Here is a 25,019-nt window from a genome sequence, read left to right on the forward strand (position 1 = left end):
CGCGGACGCTGGGGGCGACGCCGTCAGGCCTTCGGCGCCCAGGCGCCACCGGCGCGCTGGCGGATGGCGCGCAGTGAGTCTTCGGCATCGGCCATCACCTGCGCCGGGTCCACGCCGATCAGCCGGCCGCCGCGCTTGAGGAAGCGGCCGCCGACGATGACGGTGTCCACGTTGGCCGGCGCGGCCGAGCGGACCACGGCGCTGCGTGGCTCGCCCAGCGGGCTCATGTTGAGGTCGGTGGTGCGCACGAGCACGATGTCGGCCTGCTTGCCCGGCGACAGCGAGCCGATGCGGTCCTGCAGGCTCAGCGCCCGGGCGCCGTTGATGGTCGCCATCTGCAGGCACTGGTCGAAGTCCACGCGCGGCAGCTTTTTCGACGGCGTCTGCGTCCAGGGGATGCCCAGGCTCCACGTCGTGTTCATGGCGTCGAAGGGCGAGACGGTGCCCAGCGAGGTGGCGTCGATGGAGAAGCACACGTTGATCTTCGCGGCCAGCATCTGCAGCAGCTGCTCGCGGTAGTCGCCGTCGCCGGCCAGGCGCAGCTCGGACTGCGGCGACACCGACAGCGACAGGCCCAGCGAGGCCATGGCGGCCCGGTCCTCGGGCGTGGCGGCCATGCCGTGCACCAGCAGCGTCTGCTGGTCGATGAAGCCCAGGCGCACCAGCTCGGCCACGTTGACGCGGAAGCGCCGCGACTGGCCGATGTGCATCACCTTGGGCAGGCCAAGCTCGCGGGCGACCGCCAGTTCCTGCCGGAAGACCTCGCGGGTCGAGCCCTGGTCGCCGCGCAGGGCCACACCCAGGTCCACGCGGTCGCCGAAGGGCGAGCCGGTGCCGAACCACTGCGCCTTGACCCGGCGCAGGTCGGCCAGTGGCATGGTCTGCTCCGCGGGCATGGGGTCGATGTAGCCGTAGGAATAGCGGGCGCGGATGCCCGTCTCGGCCAGTGCCTGCAGTTCCGCGTCCACATGCGCCGGCGTGCGGGTGTTGTGGGCGAAGTTGTTCACGGTGGTGAAGCCGGCGTTGATGGCCTCGACGATGGCCAGCCGGTTGGCGCGGTAGTAGTCGAGCGGTTGGTGGTACTCGATCAGCCCCGCCTTCAGGCCGAAGTACTCGACACCGGGGCGCAGCATGTTCTTGAGCAGCGAGTTCCACATGTGCCAGTGGGTCTCGACGAAGCCCGGCATGACGATCATGCCGCGGGCATCGACCACCTGCGCATCGCCCACGGCGAGGCGGGTGCCGATGGCGGCGATGCGGCCCCCCTGCACCAGCACGTCGGCACCGGCGATGTCGCCAATGGCCGGGTCCATGCTGATCACATGGCCGCCACGCAGCACGTAGCTGTTGCCGGCCGGCGCCACGCCGCCGCCCGTGGCGGCGCAGCCGGCCAGCAGCGCGCCAGCCCCGGCTGCACCCAGCAGCAGGCGGCGGCGTGTGAGGCCGGGAGCAGGGGAGCAGCAGGAGCAGGAATAGGGCAGGTGCATGGCGTAAGAAGGAAGGGAGAAGAATCGACCGTGGAGCGCGGCCGGGCGGCCGCGCCTTCGAGCCGGTGAAGATACGGCCCGGGCCCGGCGCCGTATATGCCGCGCTGCTCAACAATCCATTGCACGGATCGAATCAACCGACAAACGGACACGCATGGCGCAAGAACTCCTGGACATCCTGGCGGAACTGCGTGCGGGCCGCTGGAACGCGGCGCACGACCGGGTGCAGCGCCACGACTCGCTGCTCGCCGCCTGGCTGCACGGCATCGTGCACCTGCAGGAAGGCGATCTGGAGGACGCCGAGAACTGGTACGACCGCGGCGGCCGCCGCTTCCGCAGCCGAGGCTCGCTGGAGGAGGAGATGGACGCATTCGAGCGCGCGGCACGGCGGGCGGCAGCGGAGCCACCGGCCTGAATGTGGGGAAGGCGCCAGCCCGCCGGCGTCCTGGCGGCGCCTGCACCGATGCGCGTGGCAGTGGCCGCTGGCCACCGGCCCCGCAGGGATCTCAGCGCGACGGGCGCAGTGCCTCGGCCAGCTGGTCGAGCACATCCACGTACAGCGTGGCCACCTTGCGGACCATGAGCATGAGCTGCGTGGCGGGCAGCGGCTGGCGCGTGCGCACGATGCGCAGCCGGCCTGCCGCGATCTCGGCCCCGGCCGCCTGCGCAGGCACCACGGCCAGGCCCAGACCCGCCACGGCGAACTGCACGTTGGCTTCCAGCGAGTTCGATTCGATGGTCGGCACAGGCGCGGCCTCACCGCCCGCCTTGAACATCTGATCGACCGAGGTGCGCAGGTGCGTGCCCGTGTGGGGCAGGATCCACGGCAGGGCGCCCAGCGCCTCCCAGTCGTACGGGCTGCGCCCCGGCAGCCGAAGCCCGCGGGCAGCGACGACCACCATCTGCACCTCGCCGCAGGGCTGAAGGGAGAGCATGCCCAGGTCCAGCCCCACCACGGCCTGCGGCGCGTAGAGCGCGAGCACGGCATCGATGTCGCCGCGCAGCAGCAGCTCGATCAGGGCATGGAGGCGGCCCTCATGCACCTGGACCAGCGGCCCCGGCGGTGGGGCCGCGGCACGCAGCCGCGCAAGCACATCCGGCGCCACATGGGCGGCGATGAAGGGCGGCATGCCCAGACGCAGCAGCGGCGTCTGTGCGGGCGAGGTGTCGGCCATGTCGCGCCGCAATGAATCCAGCTCGCCCAGCAGCAGGCGCGCATGGCGGGCCATCTTCAGGCCCGCCGCGGTCGGCGTCATGCCGGCCGACGAGCGATCGAAGAGCTGGATGCCGAGCGCCGACTCCAGCTCGCGCAGTGACTTGCTGAGCGCAGCCCGGGTCACATGCAGCTGCTGCGCGGCCACGCCCAGATTGCCCGACTGCACGAGCGCCACGACGAGTTCGAGTTGATGGAAGCGAAGGCGCCGTGCCAGCGAGATCGGCAAGGTCATCGGAGGATGTTAACCAGCGGTTGATGGCGGGGCCGATTTGTCGATGGCAAGCGGGAGATGGGCTGCCTACGATCCCGGCACCAAGAAAAGAACACGGAGACATCGTGCATGCCTGACCCCACCGCTGCTGCGCCGCATCGGCGCGCCTTCCTCGCCGGCGGCCTCGCGCTGGCCGCCTGCTCGCCCCGCTGGGCCTTCGCGCAGGGCTTCCCCATTGCGGGGCGCCCGATCCGCATCGTCATTCCAGCGCCACCGGGCGGGCCGGCCGACATCCTGGGTCGCGCACTCGGCGCCCACCTGAGTGCGCAACTGGACAACGTGCCCGTCATCGTGGAGAGCAAGCCGGGCGGCGCGAGCGTGCCCGCCGCACTGGCCGTGGCGCGTGCGCCGGCGGACGGCCACACGCTCTTCCTGGGCCTGAACACGACGCACACACAGGTGCCGCACATGTTCTCCAAGCCGCCCTACGACCCGTTCAAGGACTTCACGCCCATCACGCAGATCTACCGCAACGGCGGCGCGCTGGTGGCCCATCCTTCGGTGCCGGCAAACGACCTCAAGTCGCTGATCCAGCTCAGCCGCGACGCGGCCCAGCCGGTGCCGGCCGGCTCGCCGGGGCCAGGCACCAACGGTCACCTCTACATCGAGATGCTCAACCAGCAATACGGCGCGCGGCTGAACCATGTGCCCTACAAGGGCTCGGCCGATGCCATGCGCGATCTGCTGGGCGGCTTCATCCAGGTGCAGTTCGATTCGCCGACGACCTCGCTGCCGCACCTGCGCAGCGGCCGGCTCAAGGTGCTGGCGGTGACCGGGCCGACGCGCATCCGCGAACTGCCGGACGTGCAGACGGGCCGCGAGCAGGGCTTTCCGGCGCTCGACGTCGCCGGCTGGATGGGCTTCTTCGGGCCGGCAGGCCTGCCGCCCGATGTGCTCGCCAGGCTCAATGCGGCGCTGGTCGCCGCGATCCGCGCGCCGGAGATCAAGGCCCAGTTCGAGCCGCTGGGCCTGGAGCTGACCGGCACCAGCGTCGAGGAATTCCGCCGCATCGTCAGCGACGACTACCAGGCCTGGGGCCGCATCATCCGCCAGACGGGCGTGCGGCTGGATTGACTTTCGAACCGACCCTATGACGCATTCCGTGAACCAAGACCTCGAAGCCCTGCAACGCCGCATCGACCTGCTGGAGCGGCGCATCGCCCGCGCCGAAGACACCGAAGCCATCGAGCGCCTCACCCGCATGTACGGCTACTACCTCGACAAGGCGCTGTGGTCCGAGATCATCGACCTGTTCACCGAGGACTGCAGCGTGGAGATCTCGGCGCTGGGCGTGTACGTGGGACGCGACCGTGCTGCGCAGCTGTTCCGCGACATCCTGGGCAAGGGCCCCGCCATGAGCGACGAGAACGGACTGGTGTGGGGGCGCCTGTACAACCACCTGATCGTGCAGGGCATCGTGCACCTGGACGAGGACGGGCTGGGTGCCAGCGGCCGCTGGCGCTGCTTCATGCAGATCGCCGAGTTCGGCGCCAAGGCGACCTGGGGCGAAGGTCCCTACGAAATCCGCTATCGCAAGGAAGGCGGCGTGTGGAAGCTGCACCGGCTGCACTTCTACCGCACCTACCACACGCCCTTCGACGAAGGCTGGGCGAAGGCGCGCTCGCCGCAGGGCGACCTGCGCCTGCGGCACCAGCCCGACCTGCCGCCCTCGGTGGACTACGAGCCCTATCCGGCCGCCTTCGTGCCGCGCTTCCATTACGCGAACCCGGTGTCGGGCAGCCGGGCCTACACGCGGGACGACATCGAGGCCGTGTGAACGACGCAGCGCGGCGTCTCGACCGCCCTTCGGGCGCGCGTGCCTCGACAGGTCAGACCCTCTGCCAGCGTGGCGCCGGCGCCATGGCGGCGCCTACAGCAGGTCTTCGCTGACGAAGGGGAAGAGCAGGCGCAACTGCAGGCGCGTTCCCAGGCCGACGTCCGGCTCCTCGTCATGGACCCTCTCGACGCCGTTGGTCGTGCCCACCCATTGCAGCCGATCGCCCGGTTCGGCCAGGCGAAGGTGGTAGCTGCCCAGGTTGCGCGCGCCGTCGATGAGGTCGCTGAGGTTCCTGGCCAGGGCGGTGGAGTCGACGAACAGGCCCAACTCCGTGTTCAAGCGCGAGGATCGCAGGTCCATGTTCATGGAGCCGACGAAGCTCTTGCGACCGTCGATGACCAGCAGCTTTGCGTGGGACCGGCCCACCGCGTTGCGCAGCAGCGCGGCGGTCATGCCGCCGGGCGTGCCGGGCGCGGCCGGGCGGGCGGCCCGGTCGTCGATGCCGGTCGTGCGCATGGCGAGTTGCTTGAGTCCGGTGGCGTCGACCTCGTCGATCTCCACGCCGAGCTTGAGCATCGGCACCCGGTACCTGGCGTAGGCCGCACTCGCGAGCGGTTCGTCGTTGGAGGACAGCGAATTCGTGAGCAGGGAGATGCGCCGCCCCGATTGCCGCAGTTCGGACAGCAGGGTCAGCCCGCGGTCGCCCGGAATGAAATAGGGCGTGCACAGCGCGATGTCGGAGCGGGCCGCCCGCATGGCCTCGATCACATGGGCCGTGACCGTGCTCGGGTCGTCGCCGCGCTGCGCGCGCCCGGTGGCCTTGGCCGGGTCATCGGCCACGACCTCCACCTCGCCGTGGAGCATCTTGAGCGGCCCGGGCTGCGCAAGGTCGGCGGAAAGCGGCAGGTAGCCCATGAGGTCGGGCACCGTCGGGGGCAGGTCTGGATAGGACGTCTCGGTCCCGGCGACCAGGCTCTCGAACGACGCCTGCAGCGCCTGCGCCGAGTCCGGGCTGCGCTCGATCTCATGCAGCGGGTAGACCTGCGGGCTGTTCCAGTAGGTGTCGAAGATGGCCTGCATCTTCGGCACGGCCGCGCCGGCGACGAGCAGGTCGAAGTCGAGGAAGTTGCCTTCCTTGTCGTGGAAGAAGTATTCGTTGGCGATGTTCCGTCCACCCGCCACGGCGAAGGCGCCGTCGGCAATGAACATCTTGTTGTGCATCCGATGGTTCAGCCGGCTGAAGTCGAACAGCGACAGGGCCCAGCGCGCCACCGTCGACGACCGCCCCGCGGGAAAGGGGTTGAACAGCCGCACCTGCACATGGGGATAGGCGGCCAGGGCCAGCAGCATCGTGTCGCTGGTGGCCGTGTACATGTCGTCCACCAGCACCCGGACCCGCACGCCGCGCAGCGCTGCGTCCTTCACGGCGCGCAACAGCGTGCGCCCGGTCTCGTCGTTCTGGAGCAGGTAGTACTGCAGGTCCAGCGAGCTTTGCGCGTTGCGCGCCAGGGCCAGCCGTGCATCCATCGAATACGCGCTCAGCGGCAATGGCCGGAAGGCCGAGGCTTGTCCTGGCACCACGCTCTGGTCGGCCCTGCGGCCCAGGGCAGTGGCACTGCTGGCGGCGATCGCGGTGTCGACACCGCGATCCTGCGACGGAGGCGGCAGTGATGCGCAGCCGACGAGCAGCGAGATCCATGCCGTCATGAACAATGATCGCCAGGACATGTTGAGCCTTGGAATTGGACTTTGACAATTCCGGCGCAGCGTACTGCAACGTCGTCGACGCGTGTCGCCCAGCGCGTCGTCGCTAGGGATGGCCTGCCCGGAGGGGCTCGAACCCCCGACCTGCTGCTTAGAAGGCAGCTGCTCTATCCAGTTGAGCTACGGGCAGTGAAGAAGGGCAGCGCGTCCACCGCGAATCACCTGCGGGAGGCGGGGGCGGCCGGCTGAGGCGAAGCCGCGCATTCTAGTGGCAGGGCGCGCCGCGCTCGAGGGCTGGCGCCCGATCCACCTCGCCTTGCTGGCGAGCGTTCATGCGATGCGCACGACGATCACCACCACCAGACAGACGGCAAGCACGGCCAGGATCGTCTTGCCGATGCGGTCTGCCCTCCGCCGAGCCGCGTACTGCTTGTGGTCCATGACGCAAATGTCCTCTCGCGATGTGACAGGGGTCTGACGCAGGATGGAGCGCAACGGGCCTCGGGCCCTCCGCCCGGTCGCCTGGCTCCGCGCCGAAGCGATCTTCGTGCCAGCCCGGGTCGCCGTGGTGCGGCAAGAGGCCGGCGTTTGCCCTCCTGCAAACCGCCCGGATTCTAAGGACACAATTTGTCACGATGTCGAAGTTCTTCGTAAGCGCGGGGTCTGGGACCGGCCAGACCGTGGCGGGCTCGCCACGCGGCGCAGGGCATCGGCAAAGGCGGTAAGGATGGCCGGACGCGGCAGGCCGTCCCGCCGCAGGAAGAGCCCGAAGGAAGGCAGCGGCACGCGGGGCGTGACGTCCACGTGGCGCACGCCGCCGCGCGCCAGTTCGTCGGTGGCGTGTTCGCGCCGCACGGCGCACAGCAAGGCCGGATCCGCGCGCAGCAGCGCCCCGATGGTCACGGAGGACATGACCTCGATCACCGGCGCAGGCGGCACGGCGGCGTCGTTGAGAAAGGCCGTCATGAACGCCTGCCGCACCAGCGTGTCGCGCGGCGGCACCATCCATGGCGCATCGCGCAGATCGGCCCAGCGCAACGGCCCCTTGCCGGCGCGCGGCGCCGGGCCGGCCGTGAGCACGCACAGCTCGTCCTCCAGCATCAGCACCGGCTCCAGCCGGGGCGTGACGTCGCTGGCCAGCAGCTCTGGCGTGACCGCGCCGAACACGCAGTCCAGTTCGCCCGCCAGGAGGCGCTGGATCAGTTCGTGCACCCGCCCTTCGCGAATCTGCACGACGGCGCCGGGCAGCCGTTGGCGCAAGTCGGCCACCGCGGCGGGCACGGCGGCGGTCACCGACGGCGCACCCAGGCGCAGCAGGGCGACCGCGCCGCTTTTCAGTGCCGCCACCTCCTCGGTGGCGCGCTCCAGTTCATGGAGCACGGCCCGCGCGCGGTAGGCGGCGCTCGCGCCCAGCGCATTGGGCTGCATGCCCTGGTGGCTTCGCTCGAAGAGGCGGGCGTCGAAGCAGGCTTCGATCTCGCCCAGCATCTTGCTCAGTGCCGGCTGGCTCAGGTGCAGGCGGGCGGCCGCCCCGCGCATGGTGGCGGTCTCGCTCAGCGCGACCAGCAGTTCGAGGTGGCGCAGGCGCAGCTTGCGCACGAGGTGGTCGGTCCGGCTGTCCATGGGGGTGGCTGGCGATAGCGCCTGGTGATCACGACCTCACGATTATTGAATTTTCAAGAATGGCCGCCGCCGGTAACTTCGCGCTCCATGAGCTTCCAAGAGACAGAGACAGTCCGCGCCGCCGCGCCACTCGAGGGCGTGCGCGTGATCGACATGGGCCAGTACATCGCCGGTCCCGGCGCCGCCATGGTGCTGGCCGAGCTGGGCGCCCAGGTCATCAAGATCGAGCCGCTGGCCGGCGACCAGGCGCGCCACATCGGGCGCTACGGCGAATCGATGCTGCGCGCCTACAGCCGCGGCAAGCAGTCCATCGCGCTGGACCTCAAGCGCGACGAGGGCCGCGCCGTGGCCTGGCGGCTGATCGGCGCCAGCGACGTGCTGGTGCAGAACCTGCGCCCGGGCGCCGTGGAGGCGCTGGGCTTTGGCCCCGATGCGGTGCGCGCACGCCATCCGCGTCTGGTGTACCTGTCGATCTCCGGCTTCGGCATGCAGGGCCCGTCGCGCGGACGGCCCGGCTACGACATCGCGGCCCAGGCGGAGAGCGGGCTGATGTCCGTCACCGGCGAACCCGACCGCCTGCCGCAGAAGGTGGGCGTGCCCATCGTCGATGCGGCGGCGGCGCACCTGGGCGCGCAGGCCGTGCTGGCCGCGCTCTACGGGCGGGAGCGCAGCGGGCAGGGCGCCACGGTGCGCACCTCGCTGCTGGAAGTGGCGCTGCACCTGCAGGCCACCACCTGGAGCGACTACCTGGGCGGCGCGCCCGAGCCCACGCGCATCGGCGACGGCCAGCCCCACAACGCGCCGGCCGCCGAGGTGGTGCCCACGCGCGACGGCCACATCGTGCTCTCGGCCTATGCCGACGAGCACTGGGCGCGCTTCTGCCGCGTGGTGGGCCGCGAGGCCCTCGTCGACGACCCGCGCTTCTGCAGCAATGCGCAACGCGTGCGCCACCGCGATGAACTGCGCACGGTGCTGCGCGAGTGCCTGTCCGCCTTCAGCAGCGAGGAATGCGTGGCCCTGCTCAGTCGCAACCAGATCGTGGTGGGCGCCGTACGCAGCTACAGCCAGGTGCTGCAGAGCGCCGACGTGCAGGCCAGCGGCATGCTGGTCGAGGCGGTGGCCGCCGATGGCAGCCGCTACACCACGCTGGCCTTGCCCTACACGCTGGACGCCGCCCCGCGCGCCGCCCCGCCCGCGGCGCCGGCCGTGGGCGCCGACACCGATGCCGTGCTGGCCGACCTCGGCTTCTCGCCCGAGCAGATCGACGCCCTGCGCCGCGACGGCGTCGTCGGCGGATGCCGCAAGAACAACGAGACGGAGACGACCCGATGAGCCCTGACACCCACCTTGTCCGTCCGGACGCCGCGCAGCAGGCGGTGATCCAGACCCTGCCGCTGTTCGAGATGATGCGCATGCGTGCCGCGACCACCGCCCGGCGTCATCCGCAGCTCGGCTTCGCGGCGCCCGAGCGCGACTCGCACTGGCGCTGGGTCAACCAGTTCACCCACACCCACCGCCGCCTCGGCCCGCAGGACAAGGAGGTGGTCAGCCCCAACAACGACACCGTCTACAGCAATGCCTGGCTGGACCTGTCCGATGGACCGGTGCTGATCGAGTCACCCGACATGGGCGAGCGCTACTGGACGCTGGGCCTGCTCGATGCCTGGACCAATCCCTTCGCCTACGTGGGCCGCCGCACCACCGGCAACCGGCCGCAGCGCACACTGGTGCACGGCCCGGGCTGGCAGGGCAGGGTGCCGCCGGAGGTGACGCAGGTCATCGCCGCCCCGGGCCACGACGTCTGGCTCATCGGGCGCATCCTGGTGGAGGACGACGGGCCGGACGCGCAGCAGGTGCGGCGTTTGCAGGCCGCCCTGCGCATGCAGCGGCTGGACGGCAGCGACGCCGCGATGCGCGTCGACACGGGCATCGACGGCCGCGACACCCGCGCGCCCGACGTCGCCACCTACCGGCGCGTGGTGGATGCCGCGCTGGCCGGCAACCCGCCGCCGGAGGGCGAGGCGCTGGCATGGCCGCTGGCGCCCGAGGCCCTGGCCGTCGCGCTGCCGGCGGTGTACGAGCACCTGCGCATCGCCGGCCAGCCGCACGACCTCGGCGGCGGCTGGGCCATTCCGGTGCTGGTGCGCACGCACTGGGGCGACGACCTGCTCACCCGCGCTCGCATCGCGCGCAACTTCATCGGCGCGCTGGGCATGGACGAGGCGATGTACCCCACCGCCGAGGTGGGCGCCGACGGCGCCGTGCTCGACGGCGCCCAGCGCTACGAACTGCGCTTCGCCCCCGGCCGCGGGCCGCAGGTGGGCGCCTTCTGGTCGCTCACGATGTACCGCCGCAGCGACTGCCTGTTCGTGGCCAATCCCATCGACCGCTATTCCATCGGCGACCGCACGCCGGGCCTGGTGCACGACCCCGACGGCAGCCTGGCGATCCGCCTGCAGGCCGAGGACCCGGGGCCGGGGTTCAATTGGCTGCCGGCGCCGGCCGGCGAGCCCTTCTACGTGGTGCTGCGCCTCTACCAGCCCCAGGAGGCGCACCTGGCGCTGCGCTTCGACTACCCGCCGATCCGGCGGCTCTGAGCGACCCGACGACAAAGCAAGAACGGAGACAAAGACATGCGCAAGACCCTTCCCCGCCGCCACTTCCTGGCCACCGCCGCTGCCGGCCTGGCGCTGCCCTGGCAGCTCGACGCCGCCGCGGCCGACGCCTGGCCGGCCCGGGCCATCCGGCTCGTCGCGCCCTACGGGGCGGGCGGCTCCAACGACATCCTCACGCGGGTGCTGGGCGACTTCCTCGGCCGCCGCCTCGGCCAGAGCGTGGTGGTGGAGAACAAGGCGGGCGCCGGCACGCGCATCGCCAACGACTACGTGGCCAAGGCCGCGCCCGACGGCTACACGCTGCTGCATGCCGCCGCGCCCATCGCCATCGGCGAGGCGCTCTACAAGGACCTGCCCTACGACGTGCACAAGAGCTTCGCCGCCATCGGCAGCACGGCCATCGCGCCGCTCTTCCTGGTGGTGAATGCGCAGGCGCCGTACAAGACGTTGGCGGAGTTCGTGCAGTACGCCAAGGCCAACCCCAAGGGCGCAACCTTCGGTTCGCCCGGCGCGGGTTCGGCGCCGCACCTGACGGCCGAACTGCTGCTGCGTGCGGCCGGCGCCAAGGGCATCGTGGTGCAGTACCGCGGCGATGCGCCGGCCTACACCGAGCTGCTGGCGGGGCGCATCGATGCGACGCTCACCGCCATTTCCACGGCGGTGCCGCACATCCAGGCCGGCAAGCTGCGTGTGCTGGGCGTGGCCAACGAGACGCGCACGCCGCTCTACCCCGACGCGCCCACGCTGCGCGAGCAGGGCCTGGCGCAGGTGGTGGGCTATGGCTGGTACGGCCTGCTGGCACCGGCCGGCACGCCGGCGCCGGTGGTTGAGCGGCTCAATGCCGAGATCAATGCCGCCATCGCCGACGCCGAGGTGCGGCGCAAGGCCGAGGCCGCGGGGCTGGAACTGCGCGGCGGCACGGCCGAGGCCTTCAGCGCCTTCATCGGCACCGAGACGCGCAAGTGGGCGCAGATCATCAAGGCCGCCAACATCACGGCCGAATCATGAATGGCGTCATCCATGGGGCCGGGCCGCTGGCCCGCGTGCTGCGCCTGGCGAGCGTCGTGGCCACCATCGGCCTGGCCGCCTGTGCCGGAACGGGCGCGGGCTCCGGCGCCAACGCCCTGCGGCGCGACACCACCTTCGGCCCGGTCGTCGGGCGCGATGACGCCACGCAGAACGGCACCTGGCGCTGGACGGGCGTGCCCTATGCGCAGCCGCCCATCGGTCCGCTGCGCTGGCGCGCGCCGCAGGCGCCGCAGCCGTGGACCGCGGTGCGCGACGCCACCCACTTCGCCCCGGCCTGCGTCCAGACGCAGCGGCTGTACGGGCCCGGTCTGAACAACCGCTACGACGAGACCGTGGGCACTGCCCTCGGCCGTACCGTGGGGTCGGAGGACTGCCTCTACCTCAACATCTGGACGCCGGCCTCCCGCCCGGTAGCGCCGCGGCCGGTGATCGTCTTCGTCCATGGCGGCAGCAACATCAGCGGCTACACCGCCGACCCGGTCTACGACGGCGCCGCGCTGGCGCGCTCGCAGGACGCCGTGGTCGTCAGCGTCAACTACCGGCTGGGCATCTTCGGCTTCCTGGATGCGGCGCCGCTCAAGACCGGCCAGCGCGAGGAGGACTCGGGCAACTTCGCGCTGCTGGACATCGTGCAGGCGCTGGGCTTCGTGGCTGGCAACATCGCGGCCTTCGGCGGCGATCCGGAACGGGTGACGCTGATGGGCCAGTCCGCGGGCGCCGTCAACGTCGATGCGCTGATGGTCTCGCCGATGCTGGTGGCGCGTGCGCGGCCGCTGTTCCACCGTGTGGCGGCGCTGAGCGGCGGGCTGTCCACCGCGGCGACGCTGCCGCGGGGCGCCATCGCTGGGGTGCTTCCGAGGTCCGTCTGGGCCACGCGCGGAGAAGCCTTGCTGGCCGAAAGCCTGATGGCAGGCGGTCATGCGGCGAACGAAGCGCAGGCCCGTCAGCTTGCACGCGACGCCGCGCCGGCGCAGCTGGCCGCCTGGCTGCGCGCCATGCCGGCCGACACGCTGCTCGATCTGGTTCGCACCCGCCTGGCCGCCCGCGGCATGGCGGCCTCCAACCCCATTCCCGATGGCTGGGTGCTGCCACCGGACCCGATCGCCGCGGTGCGCGCCGGCCGCTATGTGAAGGTGCCCGTGCTGGCCGGCCACGCGCGGGACGAGACCAAGCTCTTTCCCCAGCTCTTCGCGCTGCGGCCCGACCTGGGCGGCACCAGCGGCCGGCTGCTGGACGATGCCGCCGTCTTCGCCCTGGCCCATCGCTACGACCCGGAGGCGCCACCGCAGACCCGCATCGAGCAATGGATTCCGCCCGCCTACCTGCCCACGGACGCGCCGCGCACCGGCTTCGATGCCCGGGCGGCCGAGCTCGACCGCCTGTGGTTCACCGCCATTCGCGACGACCTGATGAATGCGCTGCAGAGCCAGCAGCGCGAGCTGTGGGCCTACGAGTTCGAATGGGACGGGCTGCCCGCGCCCTTCGACCGGATCTTCGGCGCCGCCCATGCCTTCGACCTGCCCTTCGTCTTCGGCAACTTCGGCCCCTCGCTGTTCGCCAACATCTCGTTCAGCCGGGCCAATGCGCCGGGGCGGCTCGCGTTGTCGCAGGCCATGATGGCGAGCCTGGGCGCCTTCGCGCGCAGCGGGGATCCCAACGTGCCAGCGCTGGACAAGGCGTGGCCGCAGTGGCCAGGACGGCTGGTCTTCGACGCCACGGCCACGGACAAAGCCATCGGCGTGCGGTGAGGGCGGGCGGCGCCGGCAGCGCCGCGCCCGGTACTCAGTCCCGCGGCCTATAGATCTGGAAGCCCAGGCCTGTCGAGCGCACCGTGGTCTCGCCCTCGTTCAGCGCCACCGTGCCGATGCAGCCGTTGTCGGCCGCCTCGCGGCTGAACTCGGCGATGGTGCGCAGCCGCGCGGCCGGGGCGCCAGCCGCGCTGATCGCCGCTTCGAGTTCGGCCGCACCGCGCGATGCGATGACGCCGGCCAGTGCCGTCTTGAGCGCAGCGGGATCCAGCGCCCGCACGAAGCTCACCGGCCCGGCCGCGTCCAGCGGCTGCGCGAAGACCGCCGGATCGCTGGCCAGATGCCCCAGCCCCAGCACCTGCAGCACGGCCAGCAGCTGGCGCGGCGTGTTCGCGCCGATGGCCAGCCATCCGTCCTCGGCCTGGAAGAAGTCGGCCGCCGGGCTGCCCGAGTAGCCCTGGTTGCCCACGCGCGGCGGCACGCTGCCGGTGGTGAGGGCATCGCAGGCCAGCGGGTACATGAGTTGCAGCGCCGCGCCGGCCATGGAGACATCGACCAGCGCACCGCGGCCACTGCGCTCGCGCTCGCACAAGGCACTGAGGATGGCCAGGGCCGCCAGCAGACCGGTGGCCGAGTCGACGACGGGAAAGCCGGTCTTGACGGGCGGATCGCCCTCGGCGCCGGCCATCCAGGCCATGCCGCTCGCGGCCTGGATCACATGGTCGTAGGCGGGCCGTTTGCGCCATTCCTCCGCACCCCGGCCATAGCCGGAGATGGTGCAGTACAGCAGGCCCGGATGCTGCGCCTGCAGGGCCGCGTAGCCCAGGCCGAAGCCTTCGAGCACGCCGGGCCGCAGGTTGTCGACCACCACGTCGCTGGCCAGGGCCAGCGCCTCGGCCTGGCGCCGGCCGTCCTCGCTGCGCAGGTCCAGCCGGATGTGCTGCTTGCCGGCGTTGAGGGCCAGGAACTTGTCGCCGCCCTGGCCGGCCCGGCGCATCACGTCGCCGTCCAGGCTCTCGACCTTGGTGACCTGCGCGCCCAGCCGCGCCAGCAGGAAGGTGGCGAAGGGCCCGGCGATGACATGCGAGAAGTCCAGGATGCGCACGCTGGCGAGCGGGGCGAAGTCGGTCACGGGCGCGAGCGGAGCGGTGGCGGGTATGGCGGCGGTGCTCATGAAAGGCTGATGCGGTTGCGGGTGATGAGCGTGCGGTAGCGCCCGGTCTCCTGCTCGATGAAGCGGCTGAATTCCGCAGGCGACTCGGACACGCTGGGCACCGTGCCGTCGCGCGCATAGGCGGCGCGCAGGCCCGGGTCCTGCATGGCCGTGCGCACGGCGCCGAACAGGCGCTGCACCAGAGGATCCGGAAGGCCGGGCGGTCCCCAGATGCCGGACCACGACACCAGGTTCAGGTCCTGGCGCCGCAGGGCCTCGTTGAGTGTGGGCACCTCCGGCAGGGTCGGGTCGCGTTCGCCGGCCGTGACGGCCAGGGCGCGCAGCTTGCCGTCGCGCACCGGGGGCAGGGCGGTGGAGATGACGGGGAAGGCGAACTGCGCATCGCCGCGGATCAGCGCCAACCCGATCTCCACCGAGCCGCGGTAGGGCACATGGGTGGCCTGCACGTCGGCCGCCGAGAGGAAGGCGGCCGCGAACAGATGGGCCGCGCTGCCGATGCCGCCCGAGGCGTAGTTCAGCCGGCCAGGCGCACGCCGTGCGGCCTCCAGCAGGTCTTCGACGCTGCGCAGCGGCGAATCGGCGCCCACCACCAGCAGGCAGCCGCTGGTGCCGGTGCAGCAGATGTGGCTGAAGGCCTGCGGGTCGAACTTGACCGACGGCTGCAGCAGCTTCTGCGTGACGTGGGTGGAGCTGCCCAGCAGCAGGGTGTAGCCGTCGGGCGGCTGCTGGTTCACGTACTCCGCCGCCAGGATGCCACCTGCACCCACCTTGTTCTCCAGCACCATGGCCTGGCCGAGCTGCCTGCCCAGCACGGGGCCGAGCAGTCGGGCCTGGATGTCCGGGCCGCCACCCGCGGCGTAGGGGACGATCAGCCGCACGGGCCGTTCGGGGTAGCGTGTCGCGGCCTCGGGCGCGGCCGCCAGGGCGCCGCGGCCGGCGGCCAGGCCCAGGGCGCCGAGCAGCAGCCCGCGCCGACGCAAGGGGGTCTTGTTCATGGCCGGTTGTCTCCGTCGTTCGAATGCACGGATTCTGGAAGCGCGGGCCATGTCCCACAATTATTGGTTTCGAAAGAAGCCATCACTGATCGATATGGCCAAGACCGACCTCCAGCCGGAGCCGACCTCCACCGCCCGCGACGACGAGCGCCGCGCCCGGCGCATGGACCGCCTGCGCGTGCGGCACCTGCGACTGCTGCACTGGGTGGCCGAGACCGGCTCGCTGAGCGCCGCGGCCGAGCGCCTGCAGGTGAGCCAGCCGGGCGCCACCAAGATGCTGCAGGAGATCGAGGCCGCGCTGGGCGTGGGCCTGATCGAACGCAGCGCCCGCGGCGCGCGGCTGAGCCCGGCCGGCCGCGTGGCGCTGGACCGGCTGCGCGTGGCGCTCGGCGCGCTCGATGCCGCGGCAGGCGCCGATGCGGCCCTGGCGACGCCGGTGCTGCGCATGGGCATCCTGCCGCTGGTCGCCGTGGCCGTGCTGCCCGCCGTCACTGCCGCCATCGACACCGCCGGACAACTGCCCCGGCTGGTGCTGCGCGAGGCCAACGTGGACCAGCTCATGCGTCTGCTGCGCGATGGGGAGGTGGACTGCGTGATCGGCCGCCTCGAAGCCGGCGAGCACGCCATGGGCGACCTGCAGATCGAGCAGCTCTGGGAAGAGCGCATGGCCATCGCGGCCGCGCCCGACCATCCGCTGGTCGGCCGCCGGCGGCACACCCTGGCGGCGCTGCAGGCCGAGCGCTGGATCCTGCCGCCGCCGGCCACCAACACGCGGCGCAACGTCGAGCGCTGGTTCCTGGAGAGCGGCCTGCAGCCACCGGCGGCGGCGGTGGAGTCGACCTCCTTCCACACCAGCCTGGCGCTGGCGGGCGCCGGCCGGCTGCTGGCCGTGGCGCCGCAGACGGCCGTCGAGCACTACCAGGCACGCGGCGTGGTGAAGGCGCTGCTGCTGCAACGGCCGCTGGCGTCGGGCCCCATGTTCTTCATCACGCGCGCCGAGCTGGCGTCACTGCCGCAGGTCGTCCAATGGCGCGCCGCGTTGGTCGGCCATGTCCGGCAGGCGGCGGGGCCGGCTTAGGCGAGGATGCCCGCTCCCGTCTTCACCTTCTCCGGGACAGCACCGTTTGGACTCCCTCACCCAGATCGTTCTCGGCGCCTCGGTCGCCGCCGTGGCCGTGCCGGCCCGCGACCGGCGCGTGGCCCTGGTCGCCGGTGCCGTGCTCGGCACGCTGCCCGACCTCGACGGCCTGCCGCTGGCCTGGATGGGCGTCGATGCCGTGACCAACGTCACCTGGCATCGCGGCCCCTCGCATTCGCTGCCGGTGCTGCTGGTGACGGGCTGGCTGATCTGGCTGCTTGCGCGGCGCTGGAGCGCGCGCGTTCGGGCAGCGCCACGCGGCTGGCTTGTCGCCATCTGGCTGGCGCTGATCACGCATCCGCTGCTGGACGCCTTCACCGTCTATGGCACGCAACTGTGGTGGCCCGCGCCCACGCCGCCTGTCATGGGCGGCAGCATGTTCATCATCGATCCGCTCTACACCTTGCCGCTGCTGGTCGCCGTGATCGTGGCGGCGGTGGCCGGTCCGCGGCCACGCGGGCAGCGCTGGCTGTCGGGCGCATTGATGCTCAGCAGCCTTTACCTGGGCTGGAGCCTGGTCGCCCAGCAGTGGGTGGACCGCGTCGCGGCACGCTCGCTGGCCGCGCAGGGCCTGCAGGACGCGCCTCGCCTCGTGGTGGCGTCGCCCTTCAACACGCTGCTGTGGCGGGTGGTAGTCATGACGCCGGATGGCTTCATGGAGGGCGAGCGGTCGCTCGTGGCCGACAGCGGTCCCATGCGCTTCACGCACCACGCCAGCGACGTGCAGGCGCTGCAAGCCTTGTCGGAGGACGCCGCCGTGGCGCGGCTTCGCTGGTTCACCCATGGCTTCCTGAAGGCCGCGCGCGACGGTGACGCGCTCATCGTGTCGGACCTGCGCATGGGGGCCGAGCCCGACTACAGCTTCAACTACCGCGTGGCGCGCTGGCAGGAGAGCGCCTGGCAGCCGGCGCCCCCGGCGTTGCGGGGCGGTGTCCGCGATCCGCGCGGAATGCTGGTCCGCACCTGGCAGCGCATTTGGCACACCGAGCCATGAGGGTGGACGGCCTTGATGCCGCCCACCGACGAGTCGAAGGCGCATTGCCGCAACGAGGCTGTCCGTCCGTCCCCCTCCGAGAATGCCCACCGTGTACCTGCTCAAGACCTTCGGACTCTTCGTGCTCACGGCCCTGGCCGAGATCGTGGGCTGCTATCTGCCCTGGCTGTGGTTGCGGCAGGGCCGCTCGGCCTGGCTGCTGCTGCCGGCCGCGGCCAGCCTGACGCTCTTCGCCTGGTTGCTGACCCTGCATCCCACCGGAAGTGGCCGCGTGTATGCAGCCTATGGCGGCGTGTATGTGGGCGTGGCGATCCTGTGGCTCTGGCGGGTGGACGGCGTCGCGCCCACCGCCTATGACTTGGCCGGCGTCGCGCTGTGCCTGGCGGGCATGGCGGTGATCATGTTCGGCCCGCGCGCCTGAGCGCTTCGGCCGCCACGCTCGGCGGCACGGCGATGGGCATGTCCAGCAGCATCTGGGCCATGCCCTTGCCCAGCGGGTCCATGCGCATGGACGAGGGACCGCCGCCGTCGAGGGCATCGTGGATCAGCAGGTTCATCGCATCCGTGCCGGGCAGGTGGTAGCGCGTGACGTGCCCGGCGGGCAGGTGCCTAAACCAGGCCTCCACCACCGCCGGCTGCAGCGCCTGCCACAGCAGCGGCAGCCACTGCGGCCGGCGCGCCACCACGCCGATGTTCGACAGGTTGCCCTTGTCGCCGCTGCGTGCCCAGGCCAGGTCGATCAGGCGCACCGTCTCGGTGGCGGGCTCGTCGCCGGCCCAGGCAGGGGGGGCGGGCAGGGCCGGCAGGGGTGAGGGCGCCGCGCCCGCGGGAATGTCCACCGCATGCCGCACGCCTTCCAGCACGAAGCCCGGCTGCACCGCGGTCTTCTCGAGCAGGAAGGCGAAGGGCTTGACCAGCGGCGACACCGCCGGCCGGCCGCCGCCGGGGCTGGTGGTGCCCGGCGACCATGACGTGCCGGAAGGCGCGATCTCGCGCGCGAACATGGCCAGCGCCGCCTTCTGCGGATGGTTGGCGACCACGCGCATCATCACCTCGCGTACCTGGCGGGTGCGCGACTGCGGGCCGTAGAGCGTCTCCGCGCCGATGACCTCGATGTAGGTGGCGGTGAAGGGTGGCAGGCCCTGGGCCTGCAGGATCTCGCCGGTGCGCTCGAGGATGGCCTCGGCCGTGCGCCGCGCCTTCTTCTCGGCGTCGATGCCGATGATCACCATGCTGCCCGCGCAGCGGAAGCCGTCGAGCTGCGTGGCCGACACCTTGTAATGGGGCGTCGGCGCGCGGCCTTTGGCCGGGCTCACGTGCACGCGGTTCTCGCCCTGCTGGGTGACGCGCACTTCGCGGAAGTCGCAGCTCACCTCGGGCAGCAGGTAGGCGCCCGGGTCGCCGATCTCGTAGAGCAGCTGTTCCACCACGCCCGCGCGGATCACCTTGCCGCCGGTGCCCTCCGGCTTGGTGACGACGAAGCTGCCGTCGGCGTGGCATTCCACGATGGGGTAGCCGATGTGCGCCCAGTCCGGGATGTCCTCCCAGTCGGTGTGCAGGCCGCCGGTCGCCTGGCAGCCGCATTCGATGATGTGGCCGGCCAGGCTGCCCGACGCGAGCAGGTCGTGCTGAGTGGCCGTCCAGCCGAACTCGTGCATCAGCGGACCCAGCGTGACCGCGCTGTCGACGCAGCGGCCGGTGATGACCACCTCGGCGCCGGCCGCGAGCGCGGCGGCGATGGGCGCGGCGCCCAGGTAGGCGTTGGCGCTCAGCACCTTGTCGGGCAGGGCCTCGCCGGTGAACATGTCGCGCACGCCCTCGGCGCGCAGGCCGGGCATCAGGCCGCTCACGTCGTCGCCCTCGATCACGGCGATGCGCAGTGCGATGCCCTGCGCATCGGCCACGGCCTTCAGCGCCGCGGCGCAGCCGTGCGGGTTGATGCCGCCCGCATTGCTCACCACCTTGATGCCCTGGCGCTTGACCTCGGCCAGCACGGGCTTCATGGCGATGTCGACGAAGTCGGTGGCGTAGCCCAGTTCGGGGTTCTTGGCCCGGGCCGCGGCCAGGATGGCCATGGTCGTCTCGGCCAGGTAGTCGAAGACCAGGTAGTCGAGCCGGCCGCCCTTCACGAGCTGCGGCGCGGCCACCATGCTGTCGCCCCAGAAGCCCGAGGCGCCGCCGATGCGGACCGTGCGGGGGGCGTTGTTCGGCGTGTCTGTCATGCGCGTTTCCTTGGATAGAACCAGCTTAGCGAGAGGGGTCGCACCGGGCTTGCGCCAACTCGCTGATGTCGAGGTGGCCAGGTCTGCGCCCTAGGGCCTGTTAACGCTATGCAAGGGGTCGCGAAGCTCATCCCAGCCCGCCCATCAAGGCGCGCGACGCCGTGCGTGTGTCCACACGCACAAGGAGCGCAACGCCGAGGGGCGGGCTGGGATGAGCTTCCCTTCGGGTTGCTTCGCCAAGGGGCCGTCTGCGGCGTTGCCCGCGCTTGCAAGGCCTCGGCCTTGCTGCGCGCAGGCGCCTTGCATCCAGCCCCTTGGCGAAGCAACGCGACCCCTTGAATAGCGTTAACAGGCCCTAGGCCGAGGCGTCCTCGCGCAGCGCCGCCTTGTGGATCTTGCCGGCCGGCGTGAGGGGCAGCGCGTCGCGCACCACCACCTGGCGCGGCATCTTGTAGTCGGCGATGCGCCCCTCGCAGTGCGCCAGCACCTCTTCGGCCGTGAGCGCGCTGCCAGGCCGGGCCACGACGAAGTAGCGTCCCACCTCGCCGAGCACCGGGTCGGGCACACCCACGCCGGCCACCATCAGCACGGCCGGGTGGGTGGCGATGAGGGCTTCCACCTCCGCCGGGTAGACGTTGAAGCCGCCCTGGATGTACATGTCCTTCATGCGGCCGCGCAGCGTGATGAAGCCGCGTGCATCCACCTCGCCCAGGTCGCCGGTGCGCAGCCAGCCGTCCTCGAAGCCGCCCTGGCCGGCCGCCGCACCGATGTAGCCGCGCACCACGCCGCCACCGCGGAATTGCAGCTCGCCGATCTCGCCGGCGGGCACGGTGCCGCCGTCGGGCGCGCACACACGCACCTCGACACCTTCGAGCGGCATGCCGATGCTGCGCATCAGGTCCTCGTCCGTGCCGTGCCAGGGCGTCATCACCAGCGCGCCCGAGGCTTCGGAGAGGCCGTAGAGGTTCATCACGGTGGCGCTTGGCATGCGCTGGCGCAGCTGGGACAGCAGCGTGGCATCGGCATTGGAACCGCCGGTGATGATCAGCCGTACCGAGCTCAGGTCGACCTCGGCAGGGTCCGGATGCGTGAGCAGCAGCGTCATCATGGTCGGCACGCCCACGAGGATGGCGGGCGGATGCCGCCGGATCATGTCCAGCACGGTCTTGGCCTTGAACACCGGCACCAGCTCGCAGCTGCCGCCTGCCAGCATCTGGGCCAGGATGCCGCAGGTGATGCCACCGACGTGGTTGAAGGGGTTGGCCAGCTGCATCAGCTCGCCCGGCTGCACGCGGGTGTGGCGGGCCTGCGCGGCCGCCGAGGCAAGCAGGCTGCGGTGGGTGAGCGCACAGCCCTTGGGCTTGCCGGTGGTGCCCGAGGTGTAGATCACCATCGCCAGGTCGTCGGGCTGCACGGCCGCCGTGGCGGCCTGGAGCGCACCTTCGTCGATGCGGGCGCCGGCCATCGTCGCGAAGGCCTCGCCATCGATGGCGAGCACGCGGCGCAGCGCGGGCAGGGTGGGCGCCATCGCATCGATGGCGGCCTGGAAGTCGAAGCCGTCGATGCAGCGCGTGGTGAACACAGCCCGGGCCTCGCTGTCGGCGAGCATGAAGCCGATCTCCGCCTCGCGGTAGCGCGGGCTCAGTGCCACCACGGCGACGCCGATTCGCGTCGCCGCGAAGAAGAGCTGCAGCCATTCGATCTGGTTGAAGCACAGCACGGCGATGCGGTCGCCGCGCACCAGGCCCATGTGCAGCAGCGCGCTGGCGAGGCGGCGGCTTGCGGCGTCCAGGTCGGCAAAGGCGAAGCGGCGCTCGCCGTCGATGTAGGCGGTCACGTGGTGATGGCGCAGGGCTGCGTGGTGCAGTGCGGCCGGCAGCAGCAGGCCGGGCGGGACGAGGGTATCGGCGGGGGGCAGATCGGCCATGGGCAGCGAAGAAGAGTGCGGCAACGCGGAACCCGTCAGCCTAGGCAGCGAAGGCCTGGCTGGCTTGCGTGAACTCGCTGCCGGCAGCCAGTTCGCACAAGACTGGGATCTCCGCTGCCGGTAGCCTTGCAGCAGCATCAGGAGACCGCGATGGACCTGCTCGAAGCGCCGCCGCTTCCCTTTCATTTCACGCCCGAGCACGAGCAGTTCCGCGCCAGCCTGCGCGACTTCATCGCTCGGGAGATCACGCCCCATGTGCACGAGTGGGACGAGGCCGAGACCTTTCCGCGCTCGCTCTATGCCCGCATGGCCGAGCTTGGCGTGCAGGGCCTGGGCTACCCCGAAGCCTATGGCGGCACACCCACTGACCTGTTCTACCAGCTGGTCGTGGCCGAGGAGTTCGCGCGCTGCGGCAGCGGCGGCGTGCAGGCCTCGCTCCTGTCGCACAGCATCGCGCTGCCGCCGGTGCTCAAGGCCGGCAGCGAGGCGCTGCGCCAGCGGGTGATTCCGCCGGTGCTGGCGGGGCAGAAGATCGCGGCCCTGGCCATCACCGAGCCATCTGGTGGCTCCGACGTGGCCAGTCTGCGCACGACGGCCGTGCGCGACGGCGACCACTACATCGTGAGTGGCGAGAAGACCTTTATTACCTCCGGCGTGCGCGCCGACTTCATCACCACGGCCGTGCGCACCGACCTGACGGCCAAGGGCGCGGGCGGCATCTCGCTGCTGGTGATCGACGGGGACACGCCGGGCCTGACGCGCACACCGCTCAAGAAGATGGGCTGGTGGAGCTCCGACACCGCGCACCTGCGCTTCGACCAGTGCCGGGTGCCGGTGACGCATCTCGTCGGCGAAGAGAACCACGGCTTCAAGCTGGTGATGAACAACTTCAACAGCGAGCGCCTGCTGATGGCCGCGCTGGCCTGCGGTTATGCCGAGGTCTGTCTGAACGAGGCGCTCGACTGGACGCGCCAGCGCAGCGTGGGCGGCAGCCTGCTGTCCGACCGGCAAGTGGTGCGTCACAAGCTGATGGACATGGTCATGCGCATCGACGCGACCCGCGCGCTGCTGCATGACCTGGCCTACCGCATCGAACACCAGCTGGCGCAGCCGGCGCAGCTGGTGGCGCGCGTGTGCCTGGCCAAGGTGCAGGCCACGCAGACCATGCAGTTCTGTGCCGACCAGGCCGTGCAGCTGCTGGGCGGCATGGGCTTCATGCGCGGCACGAAGAGCGAGCGCATCTACCGCGAGGTCAAGGTCATGATGATCGGCGGCGGTGCCGAGGAAGTGATGAAGGACCTGGCTGCGCGGCAGTTGGGCATCTGAATGCGACGAACAAGACGACGACCACGATGAACGACACCATCGACGACCTGCGCGCCGAGTACGCCGAACTGGCCGGGCTTGCGCGCGGCCTGAGCACCGAACAGTGGCGCCTGCGCAGCGGGTTCTACGGCTGGACGCCCTGGGACGAGATCGCGCACCTGCTGTACTTCGACGAGACCGCGCTGCTGGCCGCGACCGACGCCGAGGCCTTCGCGCGCGACACCGCGGCCCTCACGGCACAGCTGACGGCCGGCCGCGAGATCAGCGCCATCGCGCGCGAGAAATACGGCCACCTCGATGGCGCGGCCTTGCTGGCCCATTGGGAGCCCGTGTCCGCGCAACTGACCGACGCACTGGCCGCGCTCGACCCCAAGGCGCGGCTGCCCTGGTACGGCCCCAGCATGAGCGCGCGCTCCTTCGCCACCGCGCGGCTGATGGAGACCTGGGCCCATGGCCAGGACGTGTGGGACGTGGTGAGGCGTCGTCGCCCGGTCGGTCCGCGGCTTCGCCACATCGCGCACATCGGCGTGACCACCTTCGGCTGGAGCTTCGTCAACCGCGGCCTGCCGGTGCCGGCGGTGGTGCCATACGTGGAACTGCAGCCACCACCCGGCGGCGCAGAAGGCGAGGGCGCCTGGACCTGGGGTGACCCGGCGTCGCCCGAATGGGTGCGCGGCACGGCCGAGGACTTCTGCCTGGTGGTGACGCAACGCCGCAACCTGGCCGACACGGCGCTGCGCCACAGCGACGGCGCCGCACGCGAATGGCTGCAGATCGCCCAGTGCTTTGCCGGCGAACCGGCGAGCGCGCCGCCGCCGGGTGTGCGCCGGGTGGACTACCTCGACCCTGTCGCTTGAACGGCCTGCCGATCACGCTGGAGCTGCAGCCGCGCATCGACGCGGCGCTGGCGGCCTTGCGGGCGGGGCAGGGCGCGCAGGCGCTGTCGGACCATGCCTTCTCCAACCTGCATCTGTTCCGCGAGGCCCATGCGTACCGCTTCCTGCCCGGCGAATGGCCGGGCGTGGCGGGCCGCACCTACGACGGTGCCACGCACTTCATGCCGCTCTTCGACATCGGCACTGCGCCGTGGCCGGTGCTGGATGCCTTCATCGAGATGCATGGCTGTCTCTATCCGGTGGCCGAGCGTCAGCTCCAGACCTTGCCGGCCGGTCGCTTTGTATGGAGTGCCAACGACGACGACGCGGACTACCTCTATGCGGCCCAGTCCTTCCGCGACTATGCAGGGCCGGCCCTGGCCAAGAAGCGCAACCTGGTGCGCCAGTTCCTGGCCCATCACGTCCCCGAGGCCGTGCCTTTCGGCCCATCGTTGGAGGCCGCGGCGCGCGAGGTACTGGCGGGCTGGATGACCCAGAAGGGCAAGGGCGCGGGCGAGGCCGACGAGCACGCGTGCCTGGAGGCTCTCACGCACGCCGGTCGCTTCGGGTTCGAGGGCTTCGTGTACTTCGTGCAATCGAAGCCGGTGGCTTTCGTGCTTGCACAGGCGCTGGAGCCGGGTGTTTTCGCCATCCGTTTCGCCAAGGGGCTGGACAGCCATGTGGGCATCTACCCGTTCATGTTCCAGCACTTCTGTCGATCGTTCGCGCGTCCGGTGCTTTGGTTGAACTTCGAGCAGGACATGGGCAATCCGGGGTTCCGGCGGAGCAAGCGGTCGTATGCGCCGCAGGCCTTGCTGGCGAAGTGGCGGGTGGCACGTTCGCTTTGACCCTGGCCCCTCGCCGACGGTGGGGGTTTGCGGTGGTCCAACGTTCGTGG

At 71.1% G+C, this 25,019-nt stretch carries 21 protein-coding genes and 1 tRNA gene; 13 read left to right on the forward strand and 9 right to left on the reverse strand.

Going from position 1 to position 25,019, the window contains the following annotated elements:
- Positions 1-23 precede the first annotated feature (23 nt).
- Positions 24-1,487, reverse strand: coding sequence for an amidohydrolase family protein (locus L0984_RS11075; protein WP_234193782.1), 1,464 nt, complete (start codon positions 1,485-1,487; stop codon positions 24-26).
- Between the two features lie 154 nt (positions 1,488-1,641).
- On the opposite strand from L0984_RS11075, the gene L0984_RS11080 reads away from it, so the two are divergent.
- Positions 1,642-1,902: a hypothetical protein gene (locus L0984_RS11080; RefSeq protein ID WP_234193783.1), complete on the forward strand. Its 261-nt coding sequence runs from the start codon at positions 1,642-1,644 to the stop codon at positions 1,900-1,902.
- 91 nt (positions 1,903-1,993) lie between these two features.
- On the opposite strand, the gene L0984_RS11085 is transcribed toward L0984_RS11080, so the two are convergent.
- Positions 1,994-2,935 carry a LysR family transcriptional regulator gene (locus tag L0984_RS11085; protein ID WP_234193784.1) on the reverse strand — a complete coding sequence of 314 codons (942 nt, stop codon included), beginning with the start codon at positions 2,933-2,935 and terminating at the stop codon, positions 1,994-1,996.
- Positions 2,936-3,043: 108 nt separating this feature from the next.
- Here L0984_RS11085 and L0984_RS11090 point away from each other — a divergent pair, with 108 nt between their 5' ends.
- Positions 3,044-4,048, forward strand: coding sequence for a Bug family tripartite tricarboxylate transporter substrate binding protein (locus tag L0984_RS11090; RefSeq protein WP_234193785.1), 1,005 nt, complete (start codon positions 3,044-3,046; stop codon positions 4,046-4,048).
- Between the two features lie 28 nt (positions 4,049-4,076).
- The gene (locus tag L0984_RS11095; RefSeq protein WP_234193786.1) at positions 4,077-4,751 is read left to right on the forward strand and encodes a nuclear transport factor 2 family protein; all 675 of its coding nucleotides are present in this window, start codon (positions 4,077-4,079) and stop codon (positions 4,749-4,751) included.
- Positions 4,752-4,844: 93 nt separating this feature from the next.
- On the opposite strand, the gene L0984_RS11100 is transcribed toward L0984_RS11095, so the two are convergent.
- The 3 genes from L0984_RS11100 to L0984_RS11110 form a co-directional block, all read right to left on the reverse strand.
- Positions 4,845-6,458, reverse strand: coding sequence for a phospholipase D family protein (locus L0984_RS11100; protein ID WP_234193787.1), 1,614 nt, complete (start codon positions 6,456-6,458; stop codon positions 4,845-4,847).
- 110 nt (positions 6,459-6,568) lie between these two features.
- A tRNA-Arg gene (locus L0984_RS11105) sits at positions 6,569-6,645 on the reverse strand.
- A gap of 440 nt (positions 6,646-7,085) precedes the next feature.
- Positions 7,086-8,078, reverse strand: a complete 993-nt coding sequence (locus tag L0984_RS11110; RefSeq protein WP_234193788.1) for a LysR family transcriptional regulator — start codon at positions 8,076-8,078, stop codon at positions 7,086-7,088.
- Between the two features lie 87 nt (positions 8,079-8,165).
- Here L0984_RS11110 and L0984_RS11115 point away from each other — a divergent pair, with 87 nt between their 5' ends.
- The 4 genes from L0984_RS11115 to L0984_RS11130 are packed head-to-tail and all read left to right on the forward strand — an operon-like array spanning position 8,166 to position 13,470.
- A complete protein-coding gene (locus L0984_RS11115) occupies positions 8,166-9,410 on the forward strand; it encodes a CaiB/BaiF CoA transferase family protein (protein WP_234193789.1) in 1,245 nt (414 codons plus the stop codon).
- Complete coding sequence (locus L0984_RS11120; protein ID WP_234193790.1) at positions 9,407-10,675, forward strand: DUF1254 domain-containing protein; 1,269 nt, start codon at positions 9,407-9,409, stop codon at positions 10,673-10,675. Before L0984_RS11115 ends, L0984_RS11120 begins: the two co-directional genes overlap by 4 nt.
- Positions 10,676-10,711: 36 nt before the next feature.
- The gene (locus L0984_RS11125; protein ID WP_234193791.1) at positions 10,712-11,701 is read left to right on the forward strand and encodes a Bug family tripartite tricarboxylate transporter substrate binding protein; all 990 of its coding nucleotides are present in this window, start codon (positions 10,712-10,714) and stop codon (positions 11,699-11,701) included.
- Entirely contained in the window at positions 11,698-13,470 is a 1,773-nt protein-coding gene (locus L0984_RS11130; RefSeq protein ID WP_234193792.1) for a carboxylesterase/lipase family protein, read from the forward strand. Before L0984_RS11125 ends, L0984_RS11130 begins: the two co-directional genes overlap by 4 nt.
- Positions 13,471-13,504: 34 nt before the next feature.
- Here the strand turns inward: L0984_RS11130 and L0984_RS11135 are convergent, their stop codons facing one another.
- Complete coding sequence (locus L0984_RS11135) at positions 13,505-14,644, reverse strand: CoA transferase (protein ID WP_234193793.1); 1,140 nt, start codon at positions 14,642-14,644, stop codon at positions 13,505-13,507.
- A complete protein-coding gene (locus tag L0984_RS11140) occupies positions 14,641-15,639 on the reverse strand; it encodes a tripartite tricarboxylate transporter substrate-binding protein (RefSeq protein WP_234193794.1) in 999 nt (332 codons plus the stop codon). The genes L0984_RS11135 and L0984_RS11140 overlap by 4 nt, the downstream gene beginning before the upstream one ends.
- A gap of 94 nt (positions 15,640-15,733) precedes the next feature.
- On the opposite strand from L0984_RS11140, the gene L0984_RS11145 reads away from it, so the two are divergent.
- From L0984_RS11145 to L0984_RS11155, 3 genes are all read left to right on the forward strand, one after another.
- On the forward strand, positions 15,734-16,717 hold the full coding sequence (locus L0984_RS11145) for a LysR substrate-binding domain-containing protein (protein WP_234193795.1): 984 nt from the start codon (positions 15,734-15,736) through the stop codon (positions 16,715-16,717).
- 46 nt (positions 16,718-16,763) lie between these two features.
- A complete protein-coding gene (locus L0984_RS11150; RefSeq protein ID WP_234193796.1) occupies positions 16,764-17,771 on the forward strand; it encodes a metal-dependent hydrolase in 1,008 nt (335 codons plus the stop codon).
- 82 nt (positions 17,772-17,853) lie between these two features.
- Positions 17,854-18,192 (forward strand): YnfA family protein, encoded by a 339-nt coding sequence (locus tag L0984_RS11155; RefSeq protein ID WP_234193797.1) that lies wholly within the window; start codon positions 17,854-17,856, stop codon positions 18,190-18,192.
- On the opposite strand, the gene L0984_RS11160 is transcribed toward L0984_RS11155, so the two are convergent.
- Positions 18,170-19,993, reverse strand: a complete 1,824-nt coding sequence (locus L0984_RS11160) for an acyclic terpene utilization AtuA family protein (protein ID WP_234193798.1) — start codon at positions 19,991-19,993, stop codon at positions 18,170-18,172. The two genes, L0984_RS11155 and L0984_RS11160, sit on opposite strands and share 23 nt — an antisense overlap.
- 355 nt (positions 19,994-20,348) lie before the next feature.
- A complete protein-coding gene (locus L0984_RS11165) occupies positions 20,349-21,920 on the reverse strand; it encodes a class I adenylate-forming enzyme family protein (protein WP_234193799.1) in 1,572 nt (523 codons plus the stop codon).
- Between the two features lie 150 nt (positions 21,921-22,070).
- On the opposite strand from L0984_RS11165, the gene L0984_RS11170 reads away from it, so the two are divergent.
- The 3 genes from L0984_RS11170 to L0984_RS11180 are packed head-to-tail and all read left to right on the forward strand — an operon-like array spanning position 22,071 to position 24,969.
- The gene (locus L0984_RS11170) at positions 22,071-23,246 is read left to right on the forward strand and encodes an acyl-CoA dehydrogenase family protein (protein WP_234193800.1); all 1,176 of its coding nucleotides are present in this window, start codon (positions 22,071-22,073) and stop codon (positions 23,244-23,246) included.
- 26 nt (positions 23,247-23,272) lie between these two features.
- Entirely contained in the window at positions 23,273-24,103 is an 831-nt protein-coding gene (locus L0984_RS11175; protein ID WP_234193801.1) for a TIGR03084 family metal-binding protein, read from the forward strand.
- The gene (locus L0984_RS11180; protein ID WP_234193802.1) at positions 24,100-24,969 is read left to right on the forward strand and encodes a phosphatidylglycerol lysyltransferase domain-containing protein; all 870 of its coding nucleotides are present in this window, start codon (positions 24,100-24,102) and stop codon (positions 24,967-24,969) included. The genes L0984_RS11175 and L0984_RS11180 overlap by 4 nt, the downstream gene beginning before the upstream one ends.
- Positions 24,970-25,019: the final 50 nt, after the last annotated feature.

Source organism: Pseudacidovorax sp. NFM-22 (assembly GCF_021401245.1).
Taxonomy (GTDB): Bacteria; Pseudomonadota; Gammaproteobacteria; order Burkholderiales; family Burkholderiaceae_C; genus Xenophilus.

Excerpts from the sequence above, each read along its gene's own strand:
- L0984_RS11155 (WP_234193797.1), top strand. The coding sequence starts at position 17,854 with ATGCCCACCGTGTACCTGCTCAAGACCTTCGGACTCTTCGTGCTCACG.
- L0984_RS11110 (WP_234193788.1), bottom strand. The coding sequence starts at position 8,078 with ATGGACAGCCGGACCGACCACCTCGTGCGCAAGCTGCGCCTGCGCCAC.
- L0984_RS11165 (WP_234193799.1), bottom strand. The coding sequence starts at position 21,920 with ATGGCCGATCTGCCCCCCGCCGATACCCTCGTCCCGCCCGGCCTGCTG.
- L0984_RS11175 (WP_234193801.1), top strand. The coding sequence starts at position 23,273 with ATGAACGACACCATCGACGACCTGCGCGCCGAGTACGCCGAACTGGCC.
- L0984_RS11075 (WP_234193782.1), bottom strand. The coding sequence starts at position 1,487 with ATGCACCTGCCCTATTCCTGCTCCTGCTGCTCCCCTGCTCCCGGCCTC.
- L0984_RS11130 (WP_234193792.1), top strand. The coding sequence starts at position 11,698 with ATGAATGGCGTCATCCATGGGGCCGGGCCGCTGGCCCGCGTGCTGCGC.
- L0984_RS11145 (WP_234193795.1), top strand. The coding sequence starts at position 15,734 with ATGGCCAAGACCGACCTCCAGCCGGAGCCGACCTCCACCGCCCGCGAC.
- L0984_RS11090 (WP_234193785.1), top strand. The coding sequence starts at position 3,044 with ATGCCTGACCCCACCGCTGCTGCGCCGCATCGGCGCGCCTTCCTCGCC.
- L0984_RS11125 (WP_234193791.1), top strand. The coding sequence starts at position 10,712 with ATGCGCAAGACCCTTCCCCGCCGCCACTTCCTGGCCACCGCCGCTGCC.
- L0984_RS11080 (WP_234193783.1), top strand. The coding sequence starts at position 1,642 with ATGGCGCAAGAACTCCTGGACATCCTGGCGGAACTGCGTGCGGGCCGC.
- L0984_RS11085 (WP_234193784.1), bottom strand. The coding sequence starts at position 2,935 with ATGACCTTGCCGATCTCGCTGGCACGGCGCCTTCGCTTCCATCAACTC.
- L0984_RS11115 (WP_234193789.1), top strand. The coding sequence starts at position 8,166 with ATGAGCTTCCAAGAGACAGAGACAGTCCGCGCCGCCGCGCCACTCGAG.
- L0984_RS11140 (WP_234193794.1), bottom strand. The coding sequence starts at position 15,639 with ATGAACAAGACCCCCTTGCGTCGGCGCGGGCTGCTGCTCGGCGCCCTG.
- L0984_RS11120 (WP_234193790.1), top strand. The coding sequence starts at position 9,407 with ATGAGCCCTGACACCCACCTTGTCCGTCCGGACGCCGCGCAGCAGGCG.
- L0984_RS11170 (WP_234193800.1), top strand. The coding sequence starts at position 22,071 with ATGGACCTGCTCGAAGCGCCGCCGCTTCCCTTTCATTTCACGCCCGAG.
- L0984_RS11135 (WP_234193793.1), bottom strand. The coding sequence starts at position 14,644 with ATGAGCACCGCCGCCATACCCGCCACCGCTCCGCTCGCGCCCGTGACC.
- L0984_RS11160 (WP_234193798.1), bottom strand. The coding sequence starts at position 19,993 with ATGACAGACACGCCGAACAACGCCCCCCGCACGGTCCGCATCGGCGGC.
- L0984_RS11100 (WP_234193787.1), bottom strand. The coding sequence starts at position 6,458 with ATGACGGCATGGATCTCGCTGCTCGTCGGCTGCGCATCACTGCCGCCT.